Origin of the sequence: Streptomyces drozdowiczii (genome assembly GCF_026167665.1) — a bacterium.
Taxonomy (GTDB): Bacteria; Actinomycetota; Actinomycetes; order Streptomycetales; family Streptomycetaceae; genus Streptomyces; species Streptomyces drozdowiczii_A.
Genome location: NZ_CP098740.1, coordinates 1,972,478 through 1,995,755 on the forward strand (window position 1 = coordinate 1,972,478; position 23,278 = coordinate 1,995,755).

16 protein-coding genes and 2 pseudogenes are annotated in these 23,278 nt (G+C 72.2%); 8 read left to right on the forward strand and 10 right to left on the reverse strand.

The annotated features are described in order from the left end of the window. Positions 1–31: 31 nt before the first annotated feature. Genes gltX through NEH16_RS08775 form a run of 3 tightly spaced genes read right to left on the reverse strand, consistent with a single transcriptional unit; the run spans position 32 to position 2,616 of the window. Entirely contained in the window at positions 32–1,504 is a 1,473-nt protein-coding gene (gene gltX, locus NEH16_RS08765) for a glutamate--tRNA ligase (RefSeq protein WP_265540810.1), read from the reverse strand. Continuing rightward, complete coding sequence (locus NEH16_RS08770) at positions 1,497–2,273, reverse strand: fumarylacetoacetate hydrolase family protein (RefSeq protein ID WP_018521350.1); 777 nt, start codon at positions 2,271–2,273, stop codon at positions 1,497–1,499. Before NEH16_RS08770 ends, gltX begins: the two co-directional genes overlap by 8 nt. Positions 2,274–2,289: 16 nt before the next feature. Further along, a complete protein-coding gene (locus tag NEH16_RS08775; protein WP_430523786.1) occupies positions 2,290–2,616 on the reverse strand; it encodes a hypothetical protein in 327 nt (108 codons plus the stop codon). A 514-nt stretch (positions 2,617–3,130) separates the two neighbouring features. Between NEH16_RS08775 and NEH16_RS08780 the strand changes: the two are divergent. The 8 genes and pseudogenes from NEH16_RS08780 (at position 3,131) to NEH16_RS08815 (ending at position 13,794) form a co-directional block, all read left to right on the forward strand. Then, a pseudogene (locus NEH16_RS08780) lies at positions 3,131–6,972 on the forward strand (nitrate- and nitrite sensing domain-containing protein). Between the two features lie 9 nt (positions 6,973–6,981). Beyond that, positions 6,982–7,395 (forward strand): roadblock/LC7 domain-containing protein, encoded by a 414-nt coding sequence (locus NEH16_RS08785; RefSeq protein WP_006127850.1) that lies wholly within the window; start codon positions 6,982–6,984, stop codon positions 7,393–7,395. A 125-nt stretch (positions 7,396–7,520) separates the two neighbouring features. Next, on the forward strand, positions 7,521–7,928 hold the full coding sequence (locus NEH16_RS08790) for a DUF742 domain-containing protein (protein ID WP_018521347.1): 408 nt from the start codon (positions 7,521–7,523) through the stop codon (positions 7,926–7,928). Further along, the gene (locus NEH16_RS08795; RefSeq protein WP_028444348.1) at positions 7,909–8,493 is read left to right on the forward strand and encodes a GTP-binding protein; all 585 of its coding nucleotides are present in this window, start codon (positions 7,909–7,911) and stop codon (positions 8,491–8,493) included. Before NEH16_RS08790 ends, NEH16_RS08795 begins: the two co-directional genes overlap by 20 nt. A gap of 347 nt (positions 8,494–8,840) precedes the next feature. Further along, positions 8,841–12,056: a sensor histidine kinase gene (locus tag NEH16_RS08800; protein WP_265540832.1), complete on the forward strand. Its 3,216-nt coding sequence runs from the start codon at positions 8,841–8,843 to the stop codon at positions 12,054–12,056. A 10-nt stretch (positions 12,057–12,066) separates the two neighbouring features. Then, positions 12,067–12,480 carry a roadblock/LC7 domain-containing protein gene (locus tag NEH16_RS08805; protein WP_018102439.1) on the forward strand — a complete coding sequence of 138 codons (414 nt, stop codon included), beginning with the start codon at positions 12,067–12,069 and terminating at the stop codon, positions 12,478–12,480. A 98-nt stretch (positions 12,481–12,578) separates the two neighbouring features. Continuing rightward, on the forward strand, positions 12,579–13,232 hold the full coding sequence (locus NEH16_RS08810) for a DUF742 domain-containing protein (RefSeq protein ID WP_265540834.1): 654 nt from the start codon (positions 12,579–12,581) through the stop codon (positions 13,230–13,232). Then, the gene (locus NEH16_RS08815) at positions 13,213–13,794 is read left to right on the forward strand and encodes a GTP-binding protein (protein WP_014048542.1); all 582 of its coding nucleotides are present in this window, start codon (positions 13,213–13,215) and stop codon (positions 13,792–13,794) included. The genes NEH16_RS08810 and NEH16_RS08815 overlap by 20 nt, the downstream gene beginning before the upstream one ends. Positions 13,795–13,936: 142 nt before the next feature. Here the strand turns inward: NEH16_RS08815 and NEH16_RS08820 are convergent, their stop codons facing one another. The 7 genes and pseudogenes from NEH16_RS08820 to NEH16_RS08850 form a co-directional block, all read right to left on the reverse strand. Then, the gene (locus NEH16_RS08820; RefSeq protein ID WP_073963764.1) at positions 13,937–14,140 is read right to left on the reverse strand and encodes an acyl-CoA carboxylase subunit epsilon; all 204 of its coding nucleotides are present in this window, start codon (positions 14,138–14,140) and stop codon (positions 13,937–13,939) included. A gap of 18 nt (positions 14,141–14,158) precedes the next feature. Next, a complete protein-coding gene (locus NEH16_RS08825; protein WP_073963765.1) occupies positions 14,159–15,742 on the reverse strand; it encodes an acyl-CoA carboxylase subunit beta in 1,584 nt (527 codons plus the stop codon). Between the two features lie 154 nt (positions 15,743–15,896). After that, on the reverse strand, positions 15,897–17,144 hold the full coding sequence (locus tag NEH16_RS08830; protein ID WP_265540842.1) for a carbohydrate ABC transporter substrate-binding protein: 1,248 nt from the start codon (positions 17,142–17,144) through the stop codon (positions 15,897–15,899). Then, positions 17,141–18,199, reverse strand: coding sequence for a hypothetical protein (locus NEH16_RS08835; protein ID WP_265540844.1), 1,059 nt, complete (start codon positions 18,197–18,199; stop codon positions 17,141–17,143). The genes NEH16_RS08830 and NEH16_RS08835 overlap by 4 nt, the downstream gene beginning before the upstream one ends. Next, on the reverse strand, positions 18,196–19,593 hold the full coding sequence (locus tag NEH16_RS08840) for a hypothetical protein (RefSeq protein ID WP_265540849.1): 1,398 nt from the start codon (positions 19,591–19,593) through the stop codon (positions 18,196–18,198). Before NEH16_RS08840 ends, NEH16_RS08835 begins: the two co-directional genes overlap by 4 nt. Positions 19,594–19,651: 58 nt before the next feature. Continuing rightward, a pseudogene (locus NEH16_RS08845) lies at positions 19,652–21,921 on the reverse strand (tetratricopeptide repeat protein). Next, complete coding sequence (locus tag NEH16_RS08850) at positions 21,918–23,273, reverse strand: S1 family peptidase (RefSeq protein ID WP_265540851.1); 1,356 nt, start codon at positions 23,271–23,273, stop codon at positions 21,918–21,920. The pseudogene NEH16_RS08845 and the gene NEH16_RS08850 overlap by 4 nt, the downstream one beginning before the upstream one ends. Positions 23,274–23,278: the final 5 nt, after the last annotated feature.

The following is a 23,278-nucleotide window of genomic DNA, read 5'->3' on the forward strand; positions in this document are numbered from 1 at the left end:
TGCCGGGCCCGTCCCGTGCGTCGGTCGAGCGTTACGCGGTCAGCTTGGCCAGGGCCGCGTCGATGCGGGCGATCGTCTTCTCGCGGCCCAGGATCTCCAGGGACTCGAAGAGGGGAAGGCCGATCGTGCGGCCGGTGACGGCCACGCGGACCGGGGCCTGGGCCTTGCCGAGCTTGAGGCCGTGCTGCTCGCCGGCGGCGAGGACGGCGGCCTTCAGGGCGTCGGCATTCCAGTCGGCGGCGATGAGCTGGGCGCGGGCGGTGACAAGGAGGGCGTCGGAGCCCTCCTTCATCGCCTTGTTCCACGACGCCTCGTCGTGCACCGGCTCGTCCAGGAACAGGAAGTCCACGTTGGCGGTGATCTCGGAGAGCACCGTCACCCGGGTCTGGGCGTGCGGGGCGATCTCGGCGAAGACCGCCGCGTCGAAGGACTCCGGGGCCCAGGGGGCGAACGGCGCCCGGAGCCACGGGCCGCACGCCTCGGTGAAGGTCTTCACATCGAGGCGGCGGATGTGCTCCGCGTTGATGTGCTCGCACTTCTTGAGGTCGAAGCGGGCCGGGTTGGCGTTGACGTCCTTGATGTCGAAGGCGGCGACCATCTCGTCGATGTCGAAGATGTCGCGGTCCTCGGCGATCGACCAGCCCAGCAGCGAGAGGTAGTTGAGCAGCCCCTCGCGGACGAAGCCGCGCTCGCGGTAGAGGTTGAGCGAAGCCTGCGGGTCGCGCTTGGAGAGCTTCTTGTTGCCCTCGCCCATCACGTACGGCAGGTGCCCGAAGGCGGGGGTGTCCTTGGCGATGCCCAGCTCGATGAGCGCCCGGTACAGGGCGATCTGGCGCGGGGTGGAGGAGAGCAGGTCCTCGCCGCGCAGGACGTGGGTGATCTCCATCAGCGCGTCGTCCACCGGGTTGACCAGCGTGTAGAGCGGGGCGCCGTTGGCGCGGACGATGCCGTAGTCCGGGACGTTCTCCGGCTGGACGGTGATGTCGCCGCGGACCAGGTCCGTGAAGGTGATCGCCTCGTCGGGCATCCGGAAGCGGACGATCGACGTGCGGCCCTCGGCCTCGTACGCGGCCTTCTGCTCGTCGGTCAGCTCGCGGCAGTGGCCGTCGTAGCCGGACGGGCGGCCGGCGGCGCGGGCGGCGTCGCGGCGGGTGTCCAGCTCCTCCGTGGTGCAGTAGCAGTGGTACGCGTAACCGCCGGCGAGCAGCTTCTCCGCGACGTCCTTGTAGAGGTCCATCCGCTGGGACTGGCGGTACGGGGCGTGCGGGCCGCCGATCTCGGGGCCCTCGTCCCAGTCCAGGCCGAGCCAGCGCATCGCGTCGAGAAGCTGCTCGTACGACTCCTCGGAGTCGCGCGCCGCGTCGGTGTCCTCGATGCGGAAGACCAGGGTGCCCTGGTGGTGCCGGGCGAAGGCCCAGTTGAAGAGGGCCGTCCGGACCAGGCCGACGTGCGGGTTGCCGGTCGGGGAGGGACAGAAACGTACACGTACTGGTGCGTTAGCCACGCTTGATCACCTTGTTGGTGAGAGTGCCGATGCCTTCGATGGTGACGGCGACCTCGTCGCCGACATGGAGGGGTCCGACCCCCGCGGGAGTGCCGGTGAGGATCACATCGCCCGGAAGCAGCGTCATGGCTTCCGTGATGTGGACGACCAGGTCCTCGATGGACCGGATCATGTCGCTCGTCCGGCCGAGCTGGCGTTGCTCGCCGTTGACCGTGGCCTGGATGGCGAGGTCGGTGGGGTCGAGGTCGGTCTCCACCCAGGGGCCGAGGGGGCAGGAGGTGTCGAAGCCCTTGGCCCGGGCCCACTGCTTCTCCCGCTTCTGGGCGTCGCGGGCGGTGACGTCGTTGGCACAGGTGTAGCCGAAGATGACGTCCTTGACCCGCTCGCGCGGCACTTCGCGGCACATCCGGCCGATGACCACGGCCAGCTCGGCCTCGTGGTGGACCTCGTCGGAGAAGGAGGGGTACTCGATGGCGTCGCCGGAGCCGATCACCGAGGTGGTGGGCTTGAAGAAGGCGACGGGGACGTCGGGGACCTCGTTGCCGAGTTCGGCGGCGTGCTCCGCGTAGTTGCGGCCGATGGCCACGACCTTGTTGGGGAGCACGGGCGGCAGCAGCCGCACCTTGTTCAGCGGGACCTTGGTCCCGGAGAGCTCGAACTCGGAGTACGGGATGCCCTTGATGATGTCGAGGACGAGACCGTCGGGCCCGTCGCCCTCGACCGCGCCGAAGGCGACATTGCCGTCGATGGAGAACCTGGCGATGCGCACGGGTTGCTGTCGCCCCTCACTGCTTGCTGGGTGCCTGGAAAAGACTGACGCTCCAGGCTAGCGCGGGTGAGGGGCGGTTCCGTGCGGGATTACTCCGCGGCGGCGGGGGCGGTGGCGGGGCCGTCATCAGGATCGTGCGGCGCGGGTTGGCGGTCTGCGTCGGCAGCTGGACCGCGTGCTCCGGGAGTTCCGCCGTCTTCAGCGCCTCGGCGTCCTTGAGGTGCGCCAGCGTGGTGCGGCGGGGGTTGGCGAGGTGGCGGAGCGTCGTCGTGTTCATCTGCCGTACGGCCCTGTCGTCGGGGCGCCGCCCGTACGAGGGGACGCCGGTTGTCGGTTCTGCCATCCCAGTAAAGCGTCAGGCTAAACATGCAATTCCCTCCGGTGGCCCGGAAAAGACGGCGATCTTCATGTGAGTTTGCTCACGAACACCGGGATAATCGCCCCAATATGGACAGCTGATCCGGGCTTTCGAAACGGACATGTCACCCCTGAACCATCCATTCCGCTCCTGATCATGGCGACTGGGACACCCCTCACCCCGTTCGGACTCACCCCCAATGGTCCGGATTGTCCGCGAACCGCCTCCACCGCTTGTTACGCATCCATCACACGGTGTCACGCAGGTCACAGCCCGGTACCTGGCCCTTGTTGGAGATCCAGCACTGTGCTGAAATTCCACGCACCGCCGCGGGTTTCAAGCCGGCGCGCAGGGGCGCAACGCAGCGCCGAGTGGCGGCGGGAAGGGGAAGAGCGCCGGTCACTCACGACCACCATGGGGCGGGACAACGCCCCACCACGCCGACACCGTTTTCTCCGTTCACGACGGAGGAACGCCTGGTCCAGAGGTTGCGACGCTAGTGCAGGGACGTTTCAAGAGGGATGGCAGCGCTGCGGCGGAACAGGAGCCGCGCGGCGGGACCGACCGCGGTTCCTCGCCCCAGCACGCCCAGAACCCCGGATCGGCCGCGGCCGGTGACCAAGGTGACCGCGACCGGCGCCCCGGCGCCGCTCCGACCGGCGGCGAGCCCGAGCAGGCCGCCGCGCCGAAGCCCCGGGGCCCTGTCAACACGGGCTCGCGGGTAGCTCTCCGCAACTGGCGCATCAGCACGCGCCTGGTCTCCCTGCTCGCCCTCCCCGTGGTCGCGGCGACCACGCTGGGTGGTCTGCGCATCAACGACTCCCTGAACGACATCCAGCAGCTGGAGCACATGCAGCTGCTGACGGAGATGACGAAGCAGGCGACCTCGCTGGCGCAGGCGCTCCAGGAGGAGCGCGACCAGACGGCGGGTCCGCTGTCGAACGACGTGCCCGAGTCCGACTTCAAGATCACCACGCCCCGGCAGAAGACCGACCGGGCGCAGCTGGCGTTCCTCGCGAGCACGAGCGAGATCGGCGACACCACGGGTGACGACACCCTGGAGAGCATCCACACCAGCATCCAGCAGATCGCCACGCGGCTCAGCTCCATCCGCGACACCCGCAAGCACGCGTACGAGAAGGGCAGTCCGGCCCTCCAGACGGTCGACGCCTACAGCCAGCTGATCACCTCGCTGCTGAGCCTGTCCCAGGACATGGCCCAGGCGACCAGCAGCCCCGAGATGATCAAGCGGACCCGTGCGCTGGCGGCGTTCTCCTCGGCCAAGGAGTACGCCTCGATCCAGCGCGCGATCATCGCCGCCGCGCTGCCCACCAGCGACGACAAGAAGCCCGACCTCGACCGCAACGACCAGCAGTTCGGCCTGGCCGCGCGGGGCAAGGAGGCGGCGGCCCTCACGTCGTTCGAGGCGATCTACACCTCCACCGGCGGCGACGCCTCGGAGCTGACCTCGACGCTGGACGAGGGCAACCCGGACATCAAGGCCGCGAACACGTACGCGCAGAAGCTGCTGGAGAACCCGCTCGCCATGGGCGGTTCCAAGGCGCGCCGGTCGTACATGAACTGGTACGACCAGGACACCATCAAGATCAACACCATGAAGCGCATCGAGGAGACCCTCCTCAGCGACATGGAGGGCAAGGCGCGCGAGCTGCGCGAGGAGTCCCAGCGCGAGGCGATCATCTCCGGTGCGCTGATCCTGCTGGTGCTCGGTGTCTCGCTGGTCGGCGCCTTCGTCGTCGCCCGGTCCATGATCCGCTCGCTGCGCCGGCTCCAGGACACCGCGACCCGCGTCGCCCAGGACCGTCTGCCCGAGCTGGTCAAGCAGCTCTCCGAGTCGGACCCGCAGGACGTCGACACCTCGGTCGAGTCCGTCGGTGTGCACTCCCGGGACGAGATCGGCAAGGTGGCCGCGGCCTTCGACGACGTGCACCGCGAGGCGGTCCGTCTCGCCGCCGAGCAGGCCCTTCTGCGGGGCAACGTCAACGCGATGTTCACCAACCTCTCGCGCCGCTCGCAGGGCCTCATCCAGCGTCAGCTCTCGCTCATCTCCGAGCTGGAGTCGCGCGAGGCCGACCCGGACCAGCTGTCCTCGCTCTTCAAGCTCGACCACCTCGCGACCCGTATGCGCCGGAACGGCGAGAACCTTCTCGTCCTCGCCGGTGAGGAGCCGGGCCGCCGGTGGACCCGCCCCGTGCCGCTGGTCGACGTGCTCCGCGCCGCCGCGTCCGAGGTGGAGCAGTACGAGCGCATCGAACTGGCCGCGGTACCCGCCACCGAGGTCGCGGGCCGGGTCGTCAACGACCTCGTGCACCTGCTCGCCGAGCTGCTGGAGAACGCCACCTCGTTCTCCTCGCCGCAGACGAAGGTCCGGGTCACCGGTCACGCCCTGCCCGACGGCCGGGTGCTGGTCGAGATCCACGACACCGGCATCGGGCTCTCCCCGGAGGACCTGGCGGCGATCAACGAGCGGCTGGCATCGCCGCCCACCGTGGACGTCTCGGTCTCCCGCCGCATGGGCCTGTTCGTGGTCGGCCGGCTCTCCCTGCGCCACGGCATCCGCATCCAGCTGCGCCCCTCGGACTCCGGCGGTACCACCGCGCTGGTCATGCTCCCGGTGGACGTCGCGCACGGCGGCCGGCAGCCGGCCCCGAAGCAGGCGCCCGGTCAGCAGTCCCCCGGCGGCCTGCTCTCCGGCGGCAACGACGCCCAGGCGGGGCGTCCCGCCGCGGGCCCCGGTCCCCAGCGCGGCCAGGTCGGCGCCGGCTCCGGTCCCCGGGCCGCGCTGCCCGCCCGCGACGGCAACCGCCCGCAGAATCCGCAGAACCCGCAGGGCGGGCCCGGCGCGCAGGACTCGGCGTTCCAGAATCCGCAGGGCCGCCCGGCCCAGGACGGCCCCCGTCAGGGCGGCGGCCTGGCCGGCGCGTTCGGCGGTGCCCGGCTCGGCGCACGCGGCGACGGCGGTGCGGACGGCAACCGGCCCAGCCTCTTCGACCAGCGGCGCCCCGAGCAGAACGGCCCCGGAGCACCGCAGGCCCCGCAGCCCCAGCAGGCCCGCTTCGACCAGCCGGGCCAGGGCGAGCGTCAGCTGCCGCCGGTCGGCGGTCCCCGCGCCGAGCTGCCCGGCGGCTCCCCGAACCAGGGCCCGAACGCGGGCCAGGGCGGCGGCTTCCCCGCCCCGCAGCGCCCGCAGACGACGAGCTGGGGCACCGACGAGCCCGCCGCGCCCCGGCGCACCCCGCTCGACGCGCCGCGCGGTCACGAGGAGTCGGAGACCACGGGCCGCTTCCCGCAGCCTCAGGCGCCGCGCCTTCCGGCCGACGACCGTCAGGGGCCCGGGTCCACGGCGGAGTTCGCCCGGCCCGACTTCTCGGCGCCCGCGCCGAACGGCCGGCAGCCCGGTCTGCCGCAGCACAACGCACCGCAGCACAACGCCCCCAGGGCAACGCGCCGCAGTACGGCGGACCGCAGCACAACGCACCGCAGCCCGGTCTGCCGCAGCACAACGCACCGCAGCACAACGCCCCCCAGGGCAACGCGCCGCAGTACGGCGGACCGCAGCACAACGCACCGCAGCCCGGTCTGCCGCAGCGCGGCGTACCGCAGCCGAACGGCCCCCAGCACAACGGCGCGTACGGCAACGGCCCGCAGAACCCGGACGTGACGAGCACTTCGCAGTTCGCCCGCCCGGACTTCGGCGGACCGCAGCAGCCGGCGCCCCGGCAGCGCGACCACCAGGACTTCGGCGCGCCGCGTCCGCCCATGGGCGGCCAGGCCCCCGAGGCCCCGTACCGCCCGGTCCTGCCGCAGCAGCCGCAGCAGCCCGAGGCGCTGCCGCCGGCCGGGCCCGGCGACGGCCGCACCCCGCTGTACGACACGCTGGAGACCAACTGGTTCCGCGGTCCGCAGCCGGGTGCCCCGCAGCAGCCTCCGGCCGCCCCGGCGCAGGGCTTCCCGCAGCAGCCGGCGGCCCAGGAGCCGGTGGCTCCCGCGCCGCAGCGGACGCTCGGCGACAGCGGGGCGCAGAGCGCCTGGCGGGCTTCGCCCAACGACGAGATCGTCCGGCAGGCGGAGCGGGTCAAGAAGCCCGCGGCGGGCGGTATCACCACCTCCGGTCTGCCGCGCCGGGTCCCGCGCGCCAACCTGGTGCCGGGTACCGCCCAGCAGCAGAACAACCAGTCCGGTCCGCAGGTCTCGCGCGCGCCCGATGATGTGCGCGGGCGTCTGACCAATCTCCGCCGGGGTATCCAGCAGGGGCGTCAGGCGGGCAGCGGTCAGACCGGAAGCTTCCCCCTCGGCCCCACTCACCAGCAGGAGCGTTAGTTGAGCCCGATGAGTCAGGCCGCACAGAATCTGAACTGGCTGATCACCAACTTCGTGGACAACACCCCAGGGGTGTCGCACACGGTGGTGGTCTCGGCGGACGGGCTGCTGCTGGCGATGTCCGAAGGTTTCCCGCGCGACCGCGCCGACCAGCTGGCGGCCGTCGCGTCCGGGCTGACCTCGCTGACCGCCGGCGCCTCCCGGATCTTCGAGGGCGGCGCCGTCAGCCAGACCGTGGTCGAGATGGAGCGGGGCTTCCTGTTCCTGATGTCCATCTCGGACGGCTCCTCGCTGGCCGTACTGGCCCACCCGGACGCCGACATCGGTCTGGTCGGCTACGAGATGGCCCTGCTGGTGGACCGGGCGGGCACCGTCCTGACCCCGGACCTCCGCGCGGAGCTCCAGGGCAGCCTGCTCCACTAGGCGGCCGGAACCAGTGACACAGACGATCAACCCGACAACCGACCCTCAACCGTCCGGCCGCTTACAGCCCCCACCGGCCCCTTCAGACGGCAAGCCGACACCCTGCTGTCACGCCCGGAGGATTCATGACCCCGCCACCCGCCTCACCCGATCCGTACGGCGCGTCCAGCCACGCGTCGTACGAAGGTGAGGGCGACCAGCCGCTGGTCCGTCCGTACGCCATGACCGGTGGACGCACCCGGCCGCGCTATCAGCTAGCGATAGAAGCACTGGTCAGCACCACGGCCGATCCCGCGCATCTGGGGACCCTGCTTCCCGAGCATCAGCGGATCTGCCATCTGTGCCGCGAGGTCAAGTCGGTGGCCGAGGTCTCGGCCCTGCTGTCGATGCCCCTCGGCGTGGCGCGGATTCTCGTCGCGGACCTGGCGGAAGCCGGCATGGTGGCCATCCACCAGCCGGGCAATGGAGAGGCCGGCGGCGCGCCGGATGTGACACTGCTCGAAAGGGTGCTCAGTGGACTTCGCAAGCTCTAACGGCGGCGCGGCGACCCGGGCCACCACCTCGGCGAAGATCGTCGTGGCCGGTGGGTTCGGCGTGGGCAAGACCACGTTCGTCGGTGCCGTCTCGGAGATCAATCCGCTGCGCACCGAAGCCGTGATGACGTCCGCCTCGGCGGGCATCGACGACCTCACGCACACCGGCGGAAAGACCACCACGACGGTGGCGATGGACTTCGGCCGCATCACCCTGGACCAGGACCTGATCCTGTACCTCTTCGGTACGCCGGGCCAGGACCGCTTCTGGTTCATGTGGGACGACCTGGTACGCGGCGCGATCGGCGCCGTCGTCCTGGTGGACACCCGCCGTCTCGCCGACTGCTTCCCGGCCGTCGACTACTTCGAGAACAGCGGGCTGCCGTTCGTCATCGCCCTCAACGGCTTCGACGGCCACCAGCCGTACACCCCGGACGAGGTGCGCGAAGCGCTTCAGATCGGGCCCGACACGCCGATCATCACCACGGACGCGCGGCACCGCGCGGACGCGAAGAGCGGTCTGATCACGCTGGTGGAGCACGCTCTGATGGCCCGGCTGAAGTAGTCACAAGTCGGAAGTGGCATACGGCAGTTACCGTAGTCACACGGGGGCGGGCTGTGTCCTTTGACACGATCCGCCCCCGCATTCATAACGTTTCGACAGAGAATTACCCCGCGACCGACACCGGATGCGCACGGGCGGTGTCGCTGCGCTCACATGAGCCTCGCCTTTTGGCGGGGCTCGCTCTTTATGCCCGATTTATCTGAGGCGTGAGCCACTCGGAATCGCCCATTCCGACTGTTTGGAACGCGGCCGTCAGCCGTGCTGCAATTCGACCAACTCCCGAGTAGTACGGCCCTGAACAAAACCCGGCACAGCGTAGGTGCCGACGCCGAGAGGTTGTTGGTCGAGTGAGGCGTAACAACGAGGGCTCCACGGCGCAGGCGGAGCGGGGCAACTTCACCCCGCCGTCGCGTGCCGCGGCGCCGTCCGCCGACGTGTCCGAAGCGGCACCGGCCGGTGGCAGCACCAGCCGGCTGTCGCCGCGCAACTGGCGGGTGCCCACCCGGCTGAACGCGATCCTCCTGATCCCGGTGCTGGTCGGCCTGGTCATGGGCGGTTTCCAGGTGAAGGGCTCGGTCAACACCTGGCAGGAGGCCCAGGACGCGGAGAAGACCGCGCTCATCGTGCGGGCCGCCGCCGAGTACGGGCAGGCGCTGCTCAACGAGCGCGACCTCACCGCCCAGCCGCTGCTGTCGAACAAGCGCGAGGACGAGGTCGTCTCGCAGACCCGCGCCACCACCGACGCGGCCGCCGCCAAGTTCGCCGAGGCCGTCAAGGACATGCCGGCCAAGCAGGGCCTCCAGCGCCGCCTCAAGCTGTTCAAGCTGGAGGAGCCGAAGCTCCCGCAGCTGCGCAAGGCCGCCTATACCGCGGCCATGGACCCGGTGAAGACCGAGGAGGGCTACGTCCAGGTCCAGCACTCCCTGATGGAGTTCTGCAACGAACTGGGCCTCGGCACCGGCAACATCACCAGCTACGGCCGTACCGTCTACGCGATCGAGCTGGCCAAGGCTGCAGAATCGCTTCAGCGCTCCATCGGCATGCACCTCCTGGTCCGTCCCAGCAAGGAGGACGGCAAGTTCAACGACCAGGTCAAGGCGTTCGGCTCGTACAACTACCTGGAGCAGATCGCCCTCGGCGAGTTCACCTCCGGCGGTACGGAGGCCGACGCGGCCCGGCTCCGCAAGGTCATGGAGGCCAAGGCGGCAGCGGGCGCGGCCGAGCTGAAGGAGGCCAAGGAGAAGGCCGCCGCGGCCGGTGCGCCGTTCGTGGCGCCGCCCTCCATCGACGGCTCGGTCTACGACGGCATGGCCAAGGAGATCGGCCTCGGCAAGGACCCGGCCGAGCTGAAGGCCAAGGGGATCACCGCCGACACCTGGATGGCCGCCGCCACCGCCAAGTTCGACGGCTACACCACGGTCGAGAACGAGCTGGTCGAGAAGGCCGTGACCGAGGCGGCGGAGATCTCCGCCGACGCCCGGACCGACGCCATCGTCAACGCCTCGATCGTCATCGTCGCCCTGCTGGCCGCGTTCCTCCTGGCCGGGCTCATGGCCCGCCAGATGAGCCGCTCGATGCGCCGACTGCGTACCGCCGCCTTCGGGATCGCCGAGCAGCGGCTGCCCTCGCTGGTCGACCAGCTCTCGCGCACCGACCCGGGCCGGGTCGACACCCGCGTGCAGCCCATCCCGATCAACTCGCAGGACGAGATCGGCGAGGTCGCCCGCGCCTTCGACCAGGTGCACCAGGAGGCGGTCCGGCTCGCGGCCGAGCAGGCCATGCTCCGGGGCAACGTCAACGCGATCTTCACCAACCTCTCGCGCCGCAACCAGTCGCTCATCGAGGGCCAGCTGACCCTGATCACCGACCTGGAGAACAACGAGGCCGACCCGGACCAGCTGGAGAGCCTCTTCCGGCTCGACCACCTGGCGACCCGCATGCGGCGCAACGGCGAGAACCTGCTCGTCCTCGCCGGCGAGGAGCCCGGCCGCCGCTGGAACCAGCCGGTGCCGCTGGTGGACGTGTTGCGCGCCGCCTCCTCCGAGGTGGAGTCGTACGAGCGCATCGAGCTCTCCGGTGTCCCGGAGACCGAGATCCACGGCCAGTCCGTCACCGACCTCGTGCACCTGCTGGCCGAGCTGCTGGAGAACGCCACGACGTTCTCCTCGCCGCAGACCAAGGTCCGCGTCACCGCGACCCGGCTGCCCGACGGCCGCGTGATGATCGAGATCCACGACAAGGGCATCGGCCTCACCGCCGAGGACTTCGCCGACATCAACCACAAGCTGGCCAACCCGCCGACGGTGGACGCCGCGGTCTCGCAGCGCATGGGCCTGTTCGTGGTCGGCCGGCTCGCCGACCGGCACGGCATCCGCGTCCAGCTCCGCCCCTCGGGCGAGCAGGCCGGCACGACCTCGCTGGTCATGCTGCCGGACGCGATCACCCACGGTGGCGGCGGCGACGCGCCGGAGCAGGACGACTTCACGGTCTCCTCGATCATCCCGCAGCAGCAGGCGTTCGACGCGCTGCCGCACCAGCCGCAGCTGCGTACGGCCGCCGAACTCGGCTTCGACGACTCGCGTTACGACGAGGGCGCCGCGGACTCCGCGCAGCTCGACCCGGTGGGCCGCTCCCTGATGCGCGAGGAGCGCCGCGCGGCGCTGGAGGCCCAGGCCGCCGGCGGCGAGCGCCAGGCTTTCCCGGAGCAGCCGGACCAGGCGGCTCAGCAGGCGCGGCCCGAGCAGGTCTACGCCGAGGGCGCGTACGGCCAGGACGCCTACGCCGGGAACGGTCAGGACGCCTACGCCGCGCAGCAGTACGAGGGCGGCTACGACCCGTACGCCGGTGCCGACGGCTATGCCGCCCAGCCCGCCTACGACGGCGTCCAGGGCGGCTATCCGGAGGCGGCCTACGCGGCCCCCGAGGCGCCCGTGCAGGGCTATGACGAGCAGTACGCCGCCCAGCCCCAGCAGGAAGAGTGGGCAGATCAGGGCACGTACCAGGGCGGCTTCGAGCCGGTCGCCCAGGCGGAACCGGAATCTGCCGTGAGCGCTCCCGCCGAGCCGCGGGAGCGCGTAGGCTTCGAGCGTTCGGGCCCCGTCCCGAACACCGGCCACGACCTGACCGAAGCCGGTCTGCCGCGCCGGGGCGGCCAGCAGCACTGGCAGCCCACGGGCCGCGGGAACGGCCGGTCCGGTGGAGCGCAGGAGCGTCCGCAGCAGCAAGAACTGCCGCAGCGGCCGGTCCAGGCGCAGCAGGCCCCCGACGGAAACGCCGGAAACGACGGCTCCGACGACTGGCGCTCGGCCAACGACGAGCGCTGGGAGCGGGCCGAGAAGCTCCGGGAGCCGAAGGCGGGCGGGATAACCCCGTCCGGTCTTCCCCGGCGCGTGCCCAAGGCCAACCTGGTCGAGGGCACCGCCGAACAGACCCAGCAGGGCGGCCCCCAGGTCTCCCGCGCTCCGGAAGACGTGCGCGGCAGGCTGAGCAACCTGCGGCGCGGTGTCCTCCGGGGACGCAACGCGGGTACGGACACAAGTACTACCTACAACCAGGAGCGTTAGTGTGAGCCCGATGAGCCAGGCGGCGCAGAATCTGAACTGGTTGATCACCAACTTCGTGGACAACACCCCCGGGGTGTCGCACACGGTGGTGGTCTCCGCCGACGGACTCCTGCTGGCGATGTCCGAGGGATTCCCGCGGGACCGCGCGGACCAGCTGGCGGCGGTCGCCTCCGGTCTGACCTCGCTGACCGCCGGTGCCTCGCGGATCTTCGAGGGCGGCGCGGTGAATCAGACGGTTGTGGAGATGGAGCGAGGATTCCTCTTCATCATGTCCGTTTCCGACGGGTCCTCCTTGGCCGTTCTCGCACACCCGGATGCCGACATCGGCCTCATCGGGTACGAAATGGCCCTTCTGGTCGACCGCGCGGGCAGCGTCCTCACTCCGGACCTCCGTGCCGAACTCCAGGGAAGTCTTCTTAACTAGTCTTATCCAGTAACCAGACAGTGCGTTTCGCGTCACCGCGCCATAGGGTGCGGTGGCGCGGTCCACTGGAATCGGGACCGGCAGGCGGAGGAGGAATCGTGGGTACACCCCCAGGCGGGCACCAGTACGACGGTGACCGGCACATGCCGGGTGAGCACGGGGACGATCGTTTCAACTTCCCCTCCGCGCCCGGCAGACAGGGCGCGCAGCAGCCTCAGCAGCCCTACCAGCCATACGGGCAGGGCCAGTACGGCCAGTCGGGGCCCGGCTGGCCGCAGCAGGAGCCCCAGCAGCCCGCGCAGCAGCCGCAGCAGCCGCGTCGCCCGCACCGCTTCGACGCGCCGCAGCAGCAGCCCCGGATCCAGCCGGTGCAGCCGCGGCGGGCTCCCGAGCCGGCGGCTCCGGCCGCGCACAATCCGCTGGTCCGTCCGTACGCCATGACAGGTGGCCGGACCCGACCGCGCTACCAACTCGCCATTGAGGCGTTGGTCAGTACCACGGCTGATCCGTCCCGGCTGCAAGGGCAGTTGCCCGAGCACCAGCGGATCTGCCGGCTGTGCTTCGAGATCAAGTCGGTGGCCGAGATCTCGGCCCTCCTCTCGATCCCCCTCGGCGTGGCCCGGATCCTCGTAGCCGACCTGGCCGAGGCGGGACTCGTCGCTATCCACCAGCCCGGCGGCGACGAGTCCGCCGGCGGCCAGCCAGATGTGACACTGCTCGAAAGGGTGCTCAGTGGACTTCGCAAGCTCTAGCGGCGGAGCGGCCCGCTCCACTACCTCGGCGAAGATCGTGGTGGCAGGGGGCTTCGGCGTGGGTAAGACCACGTTTGTCGGTGCCGTCTCGGAGATCAATCCGCTGCGCACCGAAGCCGTGATGACGTCCGCCTCGGCGGGCATCGACGACCTGACGCACACGGGGGACAAGACCACCACGACGGTGGCGATGGACTTCGGCCGCATCACCCTGGACCAGGACCTGATCCTGTACCTCTTCGGTACGCCGGGCCAGGACCGCTTCTGGTTCATGTGGGACGACCTGGTACGCGGCGCGATCGGCGCCGTCGTCCTGGTGGACACCCGCCGTCTCGCGGACTGCTTCCCGGCGGTCGACTACTTCGAGAACAGCGGGCTGCCGTTCGTCATCGCCCTCAACGGCTTCGACGGCCACCAGCCGTACACGCCGGACGAGGTGCGCGAAGCGCTTCAGATCGGGCCGGACACGCCGATCCTGACGACGGATGCGCGGCATCGGGCGGATGCGAAGAGTGCGTTGATCACGTTGGTGGAGCATGCGCTGATGGCGCGCCTGCGGTAGGTGCTCCTGGTACGCCGAGGGCCCCGCACTCCTGGAGTGCGGGGCCCTCGGCGTTTTGCCGCTCGGCCTGGCGGCCTTGCTTGTCCTCAATCGCCGGACGGGCTTGAACGTGCCCGGCCTCGGATTGTGCCTGCGGGCTGACTCAGCCCTGCCAGCTGTGCGGGGCGCGGAAGCCCGGGGTGCGTTCCAGGCGGCGCCAGGCGGCCGTGTTGCGGACCCGGGTGGGGGCGGCGGCCGGCTGGGCGGCGGCGCGGGCGAGGAGGACCGCGGTGATCGCGGCCAGTTCCTCGGGGTCCGCGAGGCCCTTCTCGACGCGCAGCACGGATTCGGCGGTGGCAGTGGTCATGAGTGGTGTCTCCGTCTTCTACTGCGGCGGGTTGCCGTGCTTGCGGGCCGGCAGGTCGGCGTGCTTGGTGCGGAGCATCGCGAGCGAGGCGATCAGGACCTCGCGCGTCTCGGCCGGGTCGATGACGTCGTCGACCAGGCCGCGCTCGGCGGCGTAGTAGGGGTGCATCAGCTCGGTCTTGTACTCCTTGACCATGCGGGTCCGCATGGCCTCGGGGTCCTCGGCCTCCGCGATCTGCCGGCGGAAGATGACGTTGGCGGCGCCCTCCGCGCCCATCACGGCGATCTCGTTGGTGGGCCAGGCGTAGGTGAGGTCCGCACCGATGGACTGGCTGTCCATGACGATGTAGGCGCCGCCGTACGCCTTGCGCAGGATCAGGGAGATCCGCGGCACCGTCGCGTTGCAGTACGCGTAGAGCAGCTTCGCGCCGTGCCGGATGATCCCACCGTGCTCCTGATCGACGCCGGGCAGGAAGCCGGGTACGTCCAGAAGAGTGATGATGGGGATGTTGAAGGCGTCACACATCTGGACGAATCGCGCGGCCTTCTCGGACGCCTCGATGTCCAGCACGCCGGCCAGGGCCTGGGGCTGGTTGGCGACGATGCCGACGACCTGGCCGTCCATCCGGGCCAGGGCGCAGATGATGTTGCGGGCCCAGCGCTCGTGGACCTCCAGGTAGTCGCCGTCGTCGACGAGTTCCTCGATGACCTTGTGCATGTCGTACGGGCGGTTGCCGTCGGCCGGGACCAGGTCCAGGAGGGCGTCGCCGCGCCGGTCCGCCGGGTCGTCGCTCGCCGCGGTGGGCGGGTTCTCCCGGTTGTTGGAGGGCAGCATCCCGATGAGGTACCGGACCTCGGCGATGCAGGTCTCCTCGTCGTCGTACGCGAAGTGCGCGACGCCCGAGGTCTCGGCGTGGACGTCCGCGCCGCCCAGGCCGTTCTGGGTGATCTCCTCGCCGGTGACCGCCTTCACGACGTCCGGACCGGTGATGAACATCTGCGAGGTCTCACGGACCATGAAGACGAAGTCGGTGAGGGCGGGGCTGTAGGCCGCACCGCCCGCGCACGGGCCGAGCATCACGCTGATCTGCGGGATGACCCCGGAGGCGCGCGTGTTGCGCTGGAAGATCCCGCCGTACCCGGCGAGCGCCGAGACACCCTCCTGGATACGGGCGCCCGCGCCGTCGTTCAGGGACACCAGCGGCGCACCGGCCGAGATGGCCATGTCCATGATCTTGTGGATCTTCGTCGCGTGCGCCTCGCCCAGCGCCCCGCCGAAGATCCGGAAGTCGTGCGCGTACACGAAGACCGTCCGGCCCTCCACCGTCCCCCAGCCGGTGACGACGCCGTCGGTGTACGGCTTCTTCGCCTCCAGGCCGAAACCCGTCGCCCGGTGGCGGCGCAGCTGCTCGACCTCGTGGAAGGAACCCGGGTCGAGAAGCAGCTCGATGCGCTCGTGGGCGGTCAGCTTGCCCTTGGCGTGCTGTGCCTCGGTGGCCCGGTCACTGGGTCCGCGCCGGGCCTGCTCGCGCAGCGCCAGCAGTTCGGCGACACGGCCGCGGGTGTCGCTCGGCTCGCCCTGGGTTTCGTCCACAACGGTCATGTAACGACCCTACGAACCCCGCCAAGAAAATCCTGCCGTCGACTCCGTACAGTCTCCTGCCCGGTTTACTGGTGGAGCCTGACAGAAGGCCGGGCTCATGCAGGCGAAGTACCAGCCGGTACCGGGTTCCTCTTGTGGAGGTCCCACAAAGGGTTCACTGTGGCCTGCCGCACACCCCGGTGAGCCGGGGGACGCGGGCCAGCTGGGCGTCCTGCACCTTCTGGATGTCCTCCAGGCGCGGGAGCACCGGCTCGTCCGGGTGCGCCACGGTCAGCAGCACCGCCTCGTAGAACGCGTCCCGCACCGCCGCCGGCATGACGTCCGAGGCGTCCAGGCACAACGGCACCCGCTGGTCCGTGAGCCGGCGCCCGACCTCGCGCTCCACCTCGCCCTCGCGGGCCGGGACCGCGGAATTGGCCGAAAAGACCCCGCCCTCGCGGCCCCACCGCTCCTGGGCCTTCTCGGACGTGAGGCGCCGGATCATCGTACGGGCCCGCTCACCGTCCCCGAACAGCGCGGCGAAGTCCGCCGACACCTCGTGGGCCTTCACGGTGGAGGAGCCGCCGGGCAGCAGCCGTGCCGAGTCCGTGAAGGACGCCCCGGACCTGCGGTCCCCGTAGAACGCGCGGGCGAAGGAGCCCTGGTGTTCCAGGGAGCAGCCCCCGCCGCCGTCGAAGAGCAGCCCGTGTCCGCCGGCCGGGCCGCGGTGGTCCCTGGTCAGGATCCGTCGGCGCTCCTCGCGCGAGCCCTGGGCGAGCAGGTGCGCCCAGGTGGTCCAGGCGGTGACGACGTGCGGGGCGGTCCAGGGCAGGTCGCCGGTGGCCCAGCGCGCGTACTGCACCGGGCCCGCCTGCTGGAGGAGCAGATCCTCGATCCAGTCGCTGCCGGGCCAGCCGGAGGAGCCGTCGTCGCCCATGGCGACGCACCAGGCGTCCAGGGGTGCCGGGGAGGACGGCGGGGTCTCGCCCTCGCGGTGCCAGACGATGGACTTGAGGTCGACCTTGAGCGGCACCCAGAGGTCCTTCTCTATGCCCTCGGCCTCCGGCAGCCACGGGTTGCCGTACTCCTCGGGGTCGTAGAGGTCCGTGAGCGGCTTGAGCCGGTTGTCGGCGGCGTACTCGACGAGTTCGCCGACGCCGGGCAGGATCGCGATGTCCGGCGGGTCGCCGGCCTGCACCTCGGCGAGCAGCACCTCGCGGGTGGCCGCGGTGCCCTGGTAGGTGTACGGGATGCCGAAGCCGTCCAGGACGTCCTTGAACTGCCGTTCCTGCGCGTCGGTCCAGGGGCCGAGGATCGTCACCCTCGGTACGGCGTCGCTGCCGCCGGGGGCCGCGAGGCCGCATCCCGCGGCGGTCAGGAGCAGGGCGAGGACGAGCGGGAGCGCCCGGGACCGCCGTCTCATCCGGCCCTCCAGTAGTAGTCGGCGTTGAGCCTGCGGCTGAGCCCGGCGGCCGGCAGCAGGAGGACCAGGGCGCCCGCGCCGAGCGCGCCGTAGTAGGTCCAGCTCTGCCAGCTGCGGGCGGCCAGTCCGTCGCGCAGTTCGGTGGAGGCGCGGGTGACGTACTGCTGGGCGTCGGCGAGGCGGTCCGGCGCGCGGGCCGTGTCCCCGGCCCGTACGAGGGGGTCGCTCGCGGTGTCCTCGATCCGGACCAGCTGCCGGCGCGCCGCGTCCAGCCGCTCCTGGGTGGCGGCGGTCGCCCACAGCGGTACGACGGCGAGGGCGACGGCCACCAGGAGCGTCGGCAGCAGCCACGGGTCCAGGCTGCGCCCGCAGCGGCGGCGCAGCAGCGCCAGCGCGCTGAGGGTGGTCAGGGTGAGGACGAGGAGGCCCAGTTCGGCGACGGCCCAGCCGGTGACCTGGAGGGGGCCGAGGGTGCTGGTCCGGGTCATCCGGCGCATCTGGTGCTCCTGGAGGACGTCGAGGCGGGGCACGACGCCGGTGCCCGGCCGGTTCAGCTGGCGCTCAGCCTCGCTCATCTTCTGGCGCTGCATCAGGTCGTCGTCCACGTACTTCACGGTCCCGGGCGTGATGGAGCCGCTGTACGAGGTGAGCACGCCGGTGACGGTCGCCAGGACGCCCCGGCCGCGCTCGCCGTCGATCTGGACGTCGGAGAGCCGGGACAGGCCCTGGCCGGCGGCGGAGAGCTGGGCCTCGTAGCGGGCGCCGGCCCCGACGACCTCATCGATCCCGAAGCGCACGGAGACCTCGGCCTCCTGGTGGGCGCGGAGCAGGGCGAGCTGGGTCGCCGAGACGCCCTGGACGGCGGGGGCGGCGTGGGTGCGCATCTCACCGGCCGCGTTCTGGACCTCCCGGTACGAGACGAGGAGGGCGGTCATCGAGACGAGCGCGGCGAGCACGATGACCGCCAGGTGGAGTTCGAGCAGCCGTCTGGTGCGGGAGCCGCTGAACCGGCGGGCCCGGAACGCGCGCGTCCAGTGGGTGGGCCGGGGCCTCACAGGCGCCTCCCGCAGGCGATGCAGTACCGGGCGCCCGGTCCGGCGGGGTGGCGGCAGCCGGGGCACTTGCCGGGCGGCCCCTCGGCGTGCGCGGGCAGGTCGAGCAGGGGGCCGGAGGCGACCTGGAGCCGCCCCTCGCGCACGGTCCCCCGGTCGACGGTGGGGCCGACGCGGACCAGGCCCCGCGCCCCGTCCACGATGTCGGCCACGGTGCGGACCTTGGTGAGGACCCAGTCGGCGCCGATCTCGTGGGCCAGCCGGACGGCGAGCCCGAACTGCCGCTCGGCCTCCTCGCGGCTCATCGGGTCCAGCGCCGCGTAGCCCCGTTCGAGCGCGGTCCGCATCCGGGTCGCGGCGTTCATCGCGTCGACCGTGCCTCCCCCACCGCCGCCCGCGCCCACGGCGACCCCGGGCGGCAGCCAGCGGACCACGAGCGGCGCGGTGGCGTCGCCGACGGAGACCGTGGCGAGCTGGAGCAGCACGCCGAGCGGGTCGGCGCTCGCGTCCGCGCGTACGGCGAGCAGGTAGTCCCGGGTGCCCGGCTCCCACTGGTGGGTGGCGAAGTCGTACCGGTGCGGGTGCTCCGGCGCGGTCGCCGGTACGAGGGCGTGCTGCCGGGGCTGCCGTTCGCTGAGCGCGACCCCGGTCACGGCGGGGCGGCCGGTAACGGTGACCGGCAGTTCGGGGCTCAGGACCCGGCGCAGCCGCCGCAGCGCCCCGGTGACGGCGGGCGCGAACCGGTCGGGCGCGGTGTCGGCCGTGCCGTGCAGCCCTTCGGTGAGGGCGAGCAGCGGTGCCGGGTCCCAGTCCACGCCGAGCGCGAGCACGTCCGCGCTGAACTCCCCCCGGCACGCGGCGATCCCGGCCGCGAGGTCCGCCTCGCCCGCCGGGTCGTGCCCGGCGCCGTCGGTGACGAGGATCAGGTGCCGTACGGGCAGGGGGCGTTGGCCGAAGAGCGTCCGGGCGGCGGTGAGCCAGGACCCGTACCCGGGCGGCGGCCGTTCGTCCGGGGTCGGCGCGATACGCCCCACGCTGAACGCGGCGCGCCGCTTCTCGTCGGTGTCCGCGAGCGCCCAGGGCCCGCGCAGCGGGTAGCACCGGCCGGGCCCGTCGTCCCCGGCGCCCCCGAGCACCGCGAACGACAGCCCGTCGGGCAGTGCGCGCAGGGCGGCGGCGAGCGCGGCGGCGGCGTCCTGTCGGCGCGCCGGGCCGACGTCCAGCGCGAGGACGACGGCGAGTTCGGTGGCGGGCCGCTGGTCCCGGGGCCCGGTGCCGATGGCCTTGACGCGCACATGGGCGTCGATCCGGGTGTCGTGGTGCGGCTGCTGGTCGCACCGCACGTCGACGGACACGGCGAAGCCGAGCCCGGTCGGCGACGGGTCGGGAGCGGCCATGAGGGGATCTCCAGGGGGGTACGGAGTGGGGGCGGGCGGGGCGGGGTCCGACGCCCCCTCAGAACCGGGTCTGCGGGCGCACCGTGTGCGACAGGTCGATGAGCCGTTCGTACTCCGCCGGTCTCCGGCGCTGTCGGGCCAGCCAGCGGTAGCACTGCTCCAGTTCGGCGCGGACCTCCCGTTCGCCGGGGACGGGCGGGGGCGGGAGGCTCCTGCGCGGCCATGTCCGTTGCGGGGGCGGGGGGTCGGCCGTGGCGCGGACCGCGTCGAGTTTCCACTCGTACAGCTCCGTGCGGAGCAGCCAGGCCGCCTCGTCGCCCGCGACGACCGGGCCGGCCAGCGCGGCCAGCGCCGCGTCGATCTCCCCGAGCCCCGGCAGCGGGCGGTCGCCGGAGGCCAGTCGGGCGGCCCGGATGCGCAGGGCGGCGACGCGGGCCACGGTGTGGTCGCGGGACTCGTCGGGGACCAGGTCCAGGACGCGGACGGCGGCGGTCCGGTCGCCCCGGGCCAGGGCGAGCCGGGCGAGGCCGAGGGCAGCGCCGACGTGGGAGGGGTTGCGGGCGTGGACCGCGCGGAACAGTTCGTACGCGGACGGGCCCGGGGCGCGCCCCACCTGCTCCGCGCAGTAGGCGAGGGCCAGCTTCGCCGCGTACTCGCCGGGCAGGGCGCGGTGCACGGCCGAGAAGTGGCCGTGGGCGGCCTCCAGCAGCGCCTTCCGCTCCTTCTCGCGTACGTCCGCGCCGCGCAGGGCGACCAGGCCGCGGTGCCAGCTGAGCCGCCACTGCCGGACCGGGCCCGGTCCGGGGATCGCCGCCGCCGCCTCGACCTGCTCGTGGGCCGCCGCCAGCGCCTCGGGGCCCTCCTGGCCGAGCAGCAGCCGGGCGTTGTGGAGGCAGATCTCGACGGACCGCTCCCCCTCGGCGGGCTGGGCGAGCGGCTGGCCCGGGTCGTAGCTGCTGACGCCGAAGCGGGCGGCCTGCGGGTCGCCGGGGTAGGGCCGGGGCACCGGCAGGCGGCGGGCGATCTCGGTCGGGGTCGGGGTCCCCGGGTCGAGCGCGGGCGCCGGGGGCGCTTCGCGGCGGCTGTGCGGCGGGCGGCGCAGCCAGTGCGCGTAGTCCGGGACCGAGCCCAGGCGGGCGCCGAGGAGTTCGGTGGAGGGCGTGAAGTAGGCGGAGGGTTCGGGCTGGTCGCGCTTGCCGCGCAGGGCCCGGATCTCGCGCAGCACCCCGCGCAGCTGCCCGGCCATGTCCTCGGCGGTGCCGAAGCGTTCCTCGGGGTCCGCGGCGGTGGCCCGCGCCACGACGAGCCGGAAGGAGCTGATGCCGAGCCCGGGGACGTCGTCGCCGACCGCCCAGCGGGCCAGTTCGTCGAGGGTGACGCCGACCGTGTGCACGTCGTGGGCCACGGTGAGCGGCTGGGTGCCGTCCGTCTCCGGGGCCGCGAAGTACGGGGTGGTCACGGGCGGCGGATCGACGCTGCCCGCCTTGCGGACGCCCCCGAGGTCGATGACCTTGATGCCGTCGAGGTGGTGGATCACGTTGGACGGCTTCATGTCCCCGTAGAGGAAGCCCATCCCGTGCAGATGGGACAGGGCCTCCAGGATCTGGCAGCCGTAGGTGACGACGTGCTCGATGTCGAGGACGAAGGCGCCCCGCCGGACCGACTCGACCAGCGCGGACAGGGTGCGGTCGCCGACGTCCTCCATGACGATGTAGCCGCCGGAGACCGTGCCGTCGGCGTTGGTGGTGGAGACGAAGTCGCGAATCTGGACGATGCGTTCGTGCCGGATGGCGACGAGGCTGCGGCGCTCCTCACCGGCCTGGGCGGCGCCGCGCTCGGCGTAGCGGTTGAGGAGGCCCTTGACGGCGACGAAGTCCTCCAGGTGGGTGTCCTCGGCGAGGTAGACCCAGCCCTGCCCGCCGTGTGCGATGGGGCCCCGGATGACGTACTGGTCCTGGAGCGGCGGGCCGTCCTTGGTGAGTTCGGGGCGGTACGAGTACGGCGCCCGGCACACCGGGCAGTACCCCTCGTCCGGGGCGGCGCGACGGTGTGCGGCGGGACAAAGGCGGTGTCGCAGGACTTGGCGGAGCAGGTCATCACGATGCGCACGGGGTGCTCGGCGGCGGCCAGCCGTTCCGCCGGGCTGCCTGGGTCGAGCAGCGGGAGTTCGAGGAGTCCGGCGGGTCCGTGGTCCTCGGGCGCGGCGGGCAGGGGCGGGAGGCCGGGGGCGGTCTCGTCGCGGCCGCAGGTGTCGCAGTAGCCGGTGGGCTGGACGGCCCCGGCGCAGGGGCCGCCGGTGAAGCGGCGGTGCGGGCAGGGAATCCTCATCGGCGGCCCACGGGTCCGGTGCGCTGCCCGGGCAGGCCCGGCGCCCCCGCGAGGTCGGCGCGTAAGTCGCGTAACAGCTGCTTCAGCCCCACCAGCCGGGCGTGCGGTTCGCGCAGCCCGCGCAGCTCCCCCAGCCGGTGCCGGCGCGTTGCCGGGTCCGTGGCGGGGCGCGGGGGCGCCGAGGCGGAGTCGGTGAGGCCGTCCAGGCGGGACCAGGTGCGCTCCATCCGCTCCGCCCGCCTCAGCAGCTCCTCGGCGCGCTCGTCCAGCGCCGGTACGAGCAGGTCGCGTTCGACCGCCTCGGGCGCCGGGCCCTCCGTGCCGCGTACGACGATCAGCAGCCGGAAGCCGAGGGCGCGCACCCGGGCGAGGACGCGGACGAGCGCCGCCGGGTCCGGCTCCTCGTCCAGGCCGACCACCGCGAGGACCGGGCCCGCCGCGGGGCGTCCGGCGAGGGAGCGTTCGGGTTCGTCGCCGCCTTCGAGGAGCCAGTCGCGGTAGCGGTTGCGCTGGTGGAGCGGCGGGCGCAGCTGGGCGACCAGGGTGTCCACCAGCTGGTCGGGGCTGCCGCGCCCGCCCCGGTGGACGAGGTGGGCGCGGTGCAGCTGGTGGCGCAGGGTGCGGTCGCGGCCGCCGCCGTCCGGGATGACGCTGAAGCGCACCGAGGGCTGGTCGGCCCCCGCGAACCAGCGCCGCAGCCGCGCCGCGAGGGCGTGGTCCCAGCCGTCCGGGCCGCTCAATTCCGCGACCAGCGGGACGAGTTCCGCGATGCGGTCGACGGGGATCATGTACGAGAAGGCGAGGTCGTTCTCGGTGGGCAGCTCCATCTCCAGGTCGCCGCGCCAGCTGACGACGAGGCCCACGACGCTCTCGGGGCGCTCGCCCCGGCGCCCGGTGTGGACGGCGGCGCCGCTGAAGCCGGGGCGCACCACCTCCGCGTTGCGGCGGGCGTCGAGCTGCACCCAGTCGCCGTGGAGGCCGCTGATCCGTGCGGCGAGCCACATGCCGTCGGCGTCGAAGGGCGCCGCGTAGCCGCCGAGCCACACGTCGGCGCCGCGTTCCAAGTGCCGGGACAGGGGCGCGGGTTCGGCCTGGGGGCGGGGGCTGTCCAGGGCGAGGAGGGCGATGTCCTCGCGGCCGTCGAGCCAGCCGTCGGGGGCGACCCGGGCGGCGACGGGCGGGATGGCTGGGCTCTCGGCGAACTCGACCCACATCCGGGCGCCGGGCTCCCCGACGACGTGGGCGCAGGTCAGCATCCGGTCCTGGGTGATCAGCACCCCGGCTCCGCACACCGGCCCTTCCGGGCCGTCCCGGCGCAACCGCAGGCGCCAGTCCGCTCTCAACTCCCCCATGGTCC